This is a genomic window from Streptomyces sp. NPDC006739 (assembly GCF_042869815.1).
GTDB lineage: Bacteria > Actinomycetota > Actinomycetes > Streptomycetales > Streptomycetaceae > Streptomyces.
The window spans coordinates 103,817-112,053 of record NZ_JBIAGM010000026.1; the positions used below are offsets into that span (position 1 = coordinate 103,817).

Below are 8,237 nucleotides of genomic sequence, written 5' to 3' on the forward strand. Positions count from 1 at the left end.
CCACCCGGTTCTGCACGGTTCTCCCCGGTTCCCCCGGCACCGGACCCCTACGGGTTGGGGGAGGCGTCGAGCAGGCGTGTCATACCCCAGGCGTACATGGAGTTGGCTCCCGGGTCTGACGCTTCCTCACGGCTGATTTGGTGAGATGGAGACCAGCGAAATCACCACTCCTCACCGATTCGGGTGAGAATGGCGGCTCAAGGGTGGGACGAGTGTGAGGACAGCCGCCGCCGACGACGGAGGTAAGGCACACATGGCACCGAACGAATCCGACGACACCACGGGCGCCGCGGAGGTCGAGGACCTGCGCGACGGGCGGCGCAAGGCCGCCCGGTACGTCGTCCCGGTCGCGGTGGTGGGGGTGGCGGCGGCCACGATCGGGCTGGTCCCGGCGCTCGCCGCCTCCGGCGACCCCGACCTGCCGAAGATCACCGCGGAGCAGCTCATACAGAAGATCGCCAAGTCGGACGTCCAGCAGTTGTCCGGCACGGTGCGGGTCAACACGGACCTCGGACTGCCCAACCTCGGCGGTCTGGAGAGCAGCCTCGCGTCCGGTATGGCCAAGGGCGGCGGCCACGGTTCGTCCGCCGACCCCACATCCAAGCTCACCGAACTGGCCGCCGGCACGCACACCCTGCGCGTCGCCGCCGACGGCCCGGACCGGCAGAAGCTCTCGCTGCTGGAGAGCGGCGCCGAGTACAGCCTCATCCACGACGGCAAGAACGTGTGGGGCTACGACAGCCAGTCCAACGCGGTCTACCACGGCACCGCCGCCGACCACGGCCAGGACCGGAAGGTGTCGGCCACGCCGAAGGACTTCGCCGACCAGGCCCTGAAGTCGGTCGACGACACCACGTCCGTGACCGTCGACGGCACCGTGCAGGTCGCCGGCCGTGACGCCTACAAGCTGCTCATCAAGCCCAGGCAGTCCGGCACGACGGTCGGCGCGATCAGCATCGCCGTGGACGCCAAGACCGGCCTGCCGCTGAAGTTCACGCTCACCCCGTCCAGCGGCGGCGCGGCGGTGGTGGACGCCGGCTTCACCCAGGTCTCCTTCGCCAAGCCGTCCGCCTCGACCTTCAACTTCACCCCGCCCAAGGGCGCGAAGGTCACCGAGGACGACAAGACTCCCTCCAAGGCGGCCGGCAAGGGCTCCCCGAGGGGCTTCGACAAGGGCTTCGGCAAGGGCGCCCCGAAGCCTGGCGACAAGGCCGGGCGTGGCTTCGAGGTCCTCGGCAAGGGGTGGAACTCGATAGCCACCTTCGACACCGGCAGCAAGGGCGGCCTGCCGTCCGCCTCCGGATCCGGCGGTGGCGACCTGGGCGGCTTCCTCGGCTCGCTCGGCGACCAGGTGAGCGGCAAGTTCGGCAAGGGCACGGTGTTCTCCACGCGCCTGGTCAACGCCCTGTTCACCGACAACGGCAAGGTCTACGTCGGCGCGGTGGACAAGAGCGCCCTGGTCAAGGCGGCGAACGCGGCCAAGTAGCCCAAGCGGTCCGGGCGGCAGGGGCGGTACAGGTACGGAAACGGGCATTGCGATCGGGGGAGCGATGGGCGAACCGTCCGCCGCGGAGCGGCAGTCGGGAGAGTCGAAGGACGCGGTCGGCGTCATCGACACCCGCGGTCTGACCAAGCGCTACCGCGGCGGACAGCTCGCCGTCGACGGTCTCGACCTGACCGTCCCGGCGGGCAGCGTCTTCGGCTTCCTCGGCCCGAACGGCTCCGGCAAGACCACCACCATCCGCATGCTGATGGGCCTGATCGAGCCGACCTCGGGCACCGCCCGCGTCCTGGGCCACCCCATGCCCCGCGCCACACGCGCCGTACTCCCTCAGGTCGGCGCGCTCATCGAGGGCCCCGCCCTGTACGGCTTCCTCTCCGGCCGGGACAACCTTCTGCGGTACGACGCCGCCGACCCGACCGCCGATCCGCGCACCCGGCGTGTACGCGTCTCTGCGGCCCTGGACCGGGTGGGCCTGACGGCCGCGGCGGCCAAGAAGGCCAAGGCCTACTCGCTGGGCATGAAGCAGCGGCTGGGCCTCGCCGCCGCGCTGCTGCAGCCGCGCCGGCTGCTCGTCCTGGACGAGCCCACCAACGGACTGGACCCCCAGGGCATGCGGGAGATCCGCGGCCTCGTCCGGGAGCTGGCCGCCGACGGCACCACCGTGTTCCTCTCCTCGCACCTTCTCGACGAGATCGAGCAGGTGTGCACCCATGCGGCGGTGATGGCGCGGGGCCGTCTGATCATCCAGGGGGCGGTGGCCGATCTGGCCGCGGAGGCGCGCGGCCGGCTGGTGGTGGTCACCCCGGACCCCGGCGAGGCGGCCCGGGTACTGAAGGAACAGGGTGTCGGGGACGTTGTCGTCGCCGGCGACCGGGTGACCGGTGAGCCGCCCGAGCGGGACCTCGCCGAGGTGAACGCGGCGCTGGTCACCGCCGGTGTCCGGGTCCGGGGCTTCGCTCTGGAACGGGCCTCGCTGGAGGACGCGTTCGTGGCGCTGACGGGGGAGGGCTTCGATGTCGCGGGCTGAGGCGGTGGCCGGGACCGGGGATGCCACAGCGGTGGCACGCCGTCCGGGCCGGCCGAGTCCCCTGTGGACCTTCGGGCTGCTGCGCAGCGAGCTGGTCACCACCTTGCGGCGCTGGCGCACCCTGGCGTTGCTGGGGGTGCTGGCCGCGGTGCCGATCCTGGTCGGGGTCGCGGTCAAGCTGGAGACGAGAGACGGTTCGTCGGGGGGCCGGGGAGGCGGCCAGGGGCCCGCGTTCATCGCGCAGATCACCAACAACGGCCTGTTCCTGGTGTTCACGGCGCTGGCGGCGACGCTGCCGTTCTTCCTGCCGATGGCGGTCGGTGTCGTCGCGGGCGACTCGATAGCGGGCGAGGCCAACGCGGGCACCCTGCGCTACCTGCTGGTCGCCCCGGCCGGGCGGACCCGTCTGCTGGTCACCAAGTACACGACCATCATGGCCTTCTGTCTGCTGGCCACCCTGGTGGTCGCGGTGTCCGCCCTGATCGTCGGCGCGCTGCTGTTCCCGCTCGGCGACCTGACCACCATCTCCGGCACACGCATAAGCTTCGCCGACGGTCTCGGCCGGGCCCTGCTGATCGCCCTGGTCGTCGCCGCGTCCCTGCTCGGAGTCGCCGCGCTCGGCCTGTTCGTGTCGACGCTGACCAACAGCGGGATCGCGGCGATGGCCACCACGGTCGGCCTGGTGATAACCGTCCAGATCCTCGACCAGATACCCCAACTGCACGCGCTGCAGCCCTACTTCTTCTCGCACTACTGGCTGTCCTTCGCCGACCTGATGCGCGACCCGGTCTACTGGGACGACCTGGTGAAGAACCTCGGTCTGCAGGCGCTGTACGCGGCCGTGTTCGGTTCGGCGGCCTGGGCCCGGTTCACGACGAAGGACATCACGGTGTAGGGCGCGGACCGTCAGGAGACTTCGTACGGCAAGCGGGCGAGCGGTGCCTCGTGCGCGAAGAACGTCTTCGCGCGGGCCAGTGCCTCCGTGTCCTTGCGTATGTCTCCGCGCGCGCTGCCGTTGCCCAGCAGTACCCCGCCGAAGCGCATCCGCAGATAGGCGGCCGAATTGTTGAGCGTGCCGACGAGCGGGTCGGCCACCGACGGCTCCCTGTCCGCGAGTGCGGCGACGCCCCAGAGGGTGCGTCCGGCCATGGTCGCCTTGAAGTCCAGTTCCGGGGTGCGCAGCCAGCCGGACCAGTAATCCAGGTAGCGCTTGGTGAGACCGGAGACCGAGTACCAGTACAGCGGGGAGGCTATGACGATGTCCGTGGCGGCGAGGGTCGCCTCCAGCAGCTCTCCGGTGTGGGAGTCGGCGGGCGGTCGAACGTGGTCGCTGTCGTGACGCATGTCGACGAAGTCGGGCAGCGGGTGCTCGGCCAGACTGATCCACTGCTGCTCGACGTCAGCGGGCAGTTGTTCGGCGGCGGTGCGCGCCAGCAGTTCGGTGTTGCCGTCGGTGCGGGCGCTGCCCAGGACGAACAGGAAGCGGCGGTTCACGGGTCCCCCAGGATGATCGGCGTGCGAGCGATAAAGACTTATGCATTATATGCAAGCGCAAGAAACTGTCCACTGGTGCGAGTCTGTGACGCGGCAGTGACGTGGGAACCGCCCCGAGCGGAGAGACTCGAAGTACGCACGGGCACGACCGGATCGCGACGCCGGGGGAAATGAGGGCCGATGTCTCGACTCAGCCGCGAGGAGAAGCGGCAACAGCAGTACACCGGGCAGTCGGCGGCGCCCGTGAGCCTCCGCATGCCGGTCGACGTGCGCGTCTCCGGCGCCACCGAGGCCTCGGTGGAGGGTGTGCCTGTGGTGCCCGGCCCCGGCCAGGAGGTCCAGCAGGCGGTTCTGAACCACCTTCACCGCCTCGCCCTGAGCGTCGGCCACCCCGTCCTCGCGAACATCCACGACGCCCGCGTCGGCTATGTCGTGCCGCTCCGGGTGAATGTGGACGGCTCCAGCCTGACCACGGGGGAGCCGCTCCGGATGACTCCCCCGGCACAGCCGGAGGAAACGGCGGCGCCGGGCACGGTGCAGGCCCCCACGGGAGTGTTCGGCCCGCCCCCGGTCATGACCGAGGCACCGTCCCTGGCCGCCACCGGATCCATTCCGGCCGCGACCGGGCCGATTCCGGCCGCGACCGGGCCGATGCCCGCTGCGGTACCTGCTCCCGTTCCGGCCCCCGTCATCGCACCGGCCCCTGTGGTCGTAGCGGCCCCTGCCGTCGCACCGGAGCGCCGCGCGCCCGCACCTGCCCCCACGCCACCGGCCCCGGCAGCCGTATCCGTCCCGGCCTCGGCCCCAGCCCCCGCCCCGACCCAGACCCCCACCCCCGCCCGAGGCTTCGACGCCGTTGCCGAAAAGGTGCTCGGGGACGGGCCCGTGACCGCGACGGTGGAGGGTGCCGCGTTGCTCACCGAGCCGATGACGCAGATCAACGAGGCCGTGCGGGCAGGGCGCATCGAGACGGCGGGGGAGCTGGCGCAGCGGACGGTCGCCGAGGCGTCGGCGGTACTGGGCACCGACCACCCGGAGGTGCTCCACCTGCGCGAACTGACCGCCTACATCGCCTACCTGGCCGGCGACCCGGTGCGCGCCTTCCGTCTCTCGATCGACCTCGCCCGGCGTCGCCGTGAGGCCCGGGACGCCGAGGCGGCCTACGGGAACGTGCAGAGCGCGGCCACCGCCTGGCGCGCGGTGCGCGACCCCGAGCAGGGCCTCAGCCTCGGCCACGACCTGATCGCGCTGTGGACGGACCTCATCGCCGAGGACGGCCCTGCGGCCGAGGACATCGAGCAACTGGACTCGGCCCACGCCCGCATGGGCAGGCTGACGGAACGCGCCCGCGCCCTGCGCGGCGCGTAGGTCAGCCGTGGCCCCCGGCTACTGCACGCAGAACTCGTTCCCCTCGGGATCCGCCATCAGCACCCACTCCCCGGCGGGCTCCCGCACCCGTCGCACCACCAGCGCGCCCAGTGCCTCCAGCCGGGCCACCTCCGCCTCGCGCCGCCCCTCACCGGGGTGCAGGTCGAGATGGAGCCGGTTCTTGACGGTCTTCGTCTCCGGCACGCGCTGGAACAGCAGCCGCCGCCCGAGTCCGGTGCCGCGCTCCTTGTCGTACGGGTCGTCCGGGTGCCGTACGGCGATCAGGTCACGGAAGGCGGCGCGGCCGTGGTACTCGACGGTGGCCTCGCCCGGCAGCGCCCCCAGCTCCAGCAGCCGTTCGACGAAGGCGCTGTTGTCCTCGGGCTCGTAGTGCAGGGCCGCGGCCCAGAAGTCGGCCTGGGCGTGCGGGTCGGCGGCGTCGATGACGAGCTTCCAGTGCAGCGGGGCGGGTGCCGATGCGGGCGTCTCGGTCATGCCGACCAGTTGTAGCCGAACGCGGGCCGTCAGGAGGCGGGTTCGGGCTCCGTGCCCGATGCCACGTCCTCGGGCCGCCGTACCGGGTCGGGGACGGCGGTGGTCCTGGCCGCCGCCAGTTCCCGCGCCGCCCGGCGCGCGGTGCGCAGCGCGTCCCAGGTGAGCAGGGTCAGCGCCAGCCAGACCAGCGCGAACCCGGCCCAGCGCTCGGGCGGCATGGCCTCGTGGAAGTAGAGGATGCCGAGCAGGAACTGGAAGACCGGCGCCAGGTACTGGAGCAGACCCAGCGTGGACAGCGGCACGCGTATCGCCGCCGCGCCGAAGCAGACCAGCGGGAGCGCGGTGACGATACCGGTGGAGGCGAGCAGGGCGGCGTGCCCGGTGCCGCCGCTCGTGAAGGTCGACTCGCCGTGCGCGCCCAGCCACAGCAGATACCCGAGCGCGGGCAGGAACTGGATCGCGGTCTCGGCGGCCAGCGACTCGATGCCACCGAGGTTGACCTTCTTCTTCACCAGCCCGTAGGTGGCGAAGGAGAACGCGAGGCACAGGGAGATCCACGGCGGACGGCCGTAGCCGACGGTGAGGACGACCACGGCCGCGAAGCCGACGCCGACCGCCAGCCACTGCGCGGGACGCAGCCGTTCCTTCAGGAGCAGGACGCCCATCGCGATGGTGACCAGCGGGTTGATGAAGTAGCCGAGCGAGGCCTCGACGACGTGACCGGAGTTCACGGCCCAGATGTAGACGCCCCAGTTCACGGTGATGACGGCGGCGGCCACCGTCACGAGCGCCAGCCGCCGGGGCTGCCGCAGCAGTTCGCCGGCCCAGGCCCAGCGCCGCACGACGAGCAGCGCGGTCGCGACGAAGGCGAGGGACCACACCATGCGGTGGGCGAGGATCTCCATGGCGCCGGCGGGCTTCAGCAGGGGCCAGAACAGCGGCACCAGACCCCACATGCCGTAGGCCGCGAAGCCGTTCACCAGACCTGTCCGCCGCTCACCCTTCGAGTCGTTGGCCACGGGCCCCTCCTGCTCGTTCTCGGCGTCCTGCGCGCCTGCACGAAGGTAACGCCGAGCACCGCCGTGTGTCATACCCGTATTGGCATACGGTCATGACACACGGGGGTGGGGTGCCCCGGAAGCCCGGAAGGGGGTGATTCAGCTCTTGAGCGCGGCGGTGATGGCCTCGGCGAGCGGGGTGGTCGGGCGGCCGGCCAGCCGGGAGAGGTCACCGGTGGAGACGACCAGCTCGCCCTTGGCGATGGAGGAGTCCACCTCCGCGAAGATGGCGGCCAGCGGCTCGGGCAGCCCGGCGCCGGTCAGGATGCCGGTGTAAGCCTCGGCGGAGACGGGGTTGTAGGCGATCTCCTTGCCGGTCTGCTTGCTCAGCTCGGCCGCGTACTCGGCGAAGCTCCAGGCCTCGTCGCCGCCCAGCTCGTACGTCTTGTTCTCGTGGCCCTCGCCGGTCAGGACCGCGACTGCGGCGGCCGCGTAGTCGGCACGGGAGGCGGAGGAGACCCGGCCCTCACCGGCCGCCCCGACGACGGCGTCGTGCTCCAGGACCGGGGCGAGGTTCTCCGTGTAGTTCTCGTGGTACCAGCCGTTGCGCAGCAGAGCGTAGGGCAGACCGGAGGCCAGCAGCGCCTGCTCGGTGGTGCGGTGGTCGTCGGCGAGGGCAGCCTTCAGGGTGCCGGGGGCGCTGGTGTACGCGAGCAGCGCCACACCCGCCGCCTTGGCCGCGTCGATGACGACCTGGTGCTGCTGGGGGCGCCCCTTGTCGAACTCGTTGCCCGAGATGAGCAGCACCTTGTCCCCGGCGGCGAACAGGCCGTCGAAGGTCTCGGGCGCGTTGTAGTCCGCGACGGCGAGCTTGACGCCGCGGGCCGCGAAGTCGGCCGCCTTGGCCTCGTCGCGGACTATGGCGGTGATCTGCTCGGCGGGGACCTTCTCCAGCAGCTGCTCCACGACGTGGCGGCCGAGGTGTCCAGTGGCTCCGGTGACGACGATGCTCATGGTGTGGGATCTCCTTGTGGGGTGCGTCTGCCACTAACCATAGGAGCAGCGCTAACCAAACGAAAGTACCCACTTCTAAGTAAGTTACTGAGGTAGGAGTAAGTAGGGGGCACGTGGGCACGTGGGCACGTCCCGGCCGGACATATGACGAGGCCCGGGACGACGTTCCGTCCCGGGCCTCGTCATCATCGAGCCGGTCTCAGCCGACGACCGTCCAGGTGTCCCCGCCGGCGAGGAGGGCGGCGAGGTCGCCCTTGCCGCGCTGTTCGACGGCGGTGTCGAGCTGGTCGGCCATCAGGGTGTCGTAGACGGGCCGGTCGACGGAGCGCAGGACACC

8 protein-coding genes and 1 pseudogene are annotated in these 8,237 nt (G+C 71.2%); 4 read left to right on the plus strand and 5 right to left on the minus strand.

What is annotated here, in order from left to right:
• The first annotated feature begins 253 nt into the window (after positions 1–253).
• The 3 genes from ACFYMM_RS35955 to ACFYMM_RS35965 all read left to right on the plus strand — a co-directional run bounded on the left by ACFYMM_RS35955 (position 254) and on the right by ACFYMM_RS35965 (position 3,426).
• Complete coding sequence (locus ACFYMM_RS35955) at positions 254–1,486, plus strand: outer membrane lipoprotein carrier protein LolA (RefSeq protein ID WP_388394738.1); 1,233 nt, start codon at positions 254–256, stop codon at positions 1,484–1,486.
• A gap of 64 nt (positions 1,487–1,550) precedes the next feature.
• Positions 1,551–2,531 carry an ABC transporter ATP-binding protein gene (locus tag ACFYMM_RS35960; RefSeq protein ID WP_388394741.1) on the plus strand — a complete coding sequence of 327 codons (981 nt, stop codon included), beginning with the start codon at positions 1,551–1,553 and terminating at the stop codon, positions 2,529–2,531.
• Positions 2,518–3,426, plus strand: coding sequence for an ABC transporter permease (locus ACFYMM_RS35965; protein WP_388394744.1), 909 nt, complete (start codon positions 2,518–2,520; stop codon positions 3,424–3,426). The genes ACFYMM_RS35960 and ACFYMM_RS35965 overlap by 14 nt, the downstream gene beginning before the upstream one ends.
• Positions 3,427–3,437: 11 nt before the next feature.
• On the opposite strand, the gene ACFYMM_RS35970 is transcribed toward ACFYMM_RS35965, so the two are convergent.
• Positions 3,438–4,025, minus strand: coding sequence for a flavodoxin family protein (locus tag ACFYMM_RS35970; RefSeq protein ID WP_388394746.1), 588 nt, complete (start codon positions 4,023–4,025; stop codon positions 3,438–3,440).
• A gap of 180 nt (positions 4,026–4,205) precedes the next feature.
• Between ACFYMM_RS35970 and ACFYMM_RS35975 the strand changes: the two genes are divergently transcribed.
• Positions 4,206–5,393 (plus strand): tetratricopeptide repeat protein, encoded by a 1,188-nt coding sequence (locus tag ACFYMM_RS35975; RefSeq protein ID WP_388394748.1) that lies wholly within the window; start codon positions 4,206–4,208, stop codon positions 5,391–5,393.
• 18 nt (positions 5,394–5,411) lie between these two features.
• On the opposite strand, the gene ACFYMM_RS35980 is transcribed toward ACFYMM_RS35975, so the two are convergent.
• The 4 genes and pseudogenes from ACFYMM_RS35980 to ACFYMM_RS35995 form a co-directional block, all read right to left on the minus strand.
• Positions 5,412–5,888: a VOC family protein gene (locus tag ACFYMM_RS35980; RefSeq protein WP_388394749.1), complete on the minus strand. Its 477-nt coding sequence runs from the start codon at positions 5,886–5,888 to the stop codon at positions 5,412–5,414.
• A 29-nt stretch (positions 5,889–5,917) separates the two neighbouring features.
• A complete protein-coding gene (gene rarD / locus ACFYMM_RS35985) occupies positions 5,918–6,907 on the minus strand; it encodes an EamA family transporter RarD (protein ID WP_388394752.1) in 990 nt (329 codons plus the stop codon).
• 138 nt (positions 6,908–7,045) lie between these two features.
• On the minus strand, positions 7,046–7,900 hold the full coding sequence (locus tag ACFYMM_RS35990) for an SDR family oxidoreductase (protein ID WP_388394755.1): 855 nt from the start codon (positions 7,898–7,900) through the stop codon (positions 7,046–7,048).
• A 199-nt stretch (positions 7,901–8,099) separates the two neighbouring features.
• Positions 8,100–8,237: pseudogene (locus ACFYMM_RS35995) on the minus strand (2-oxoacid:ferredoxin oxidoreductase subunit beta); the annotation flags it as partial.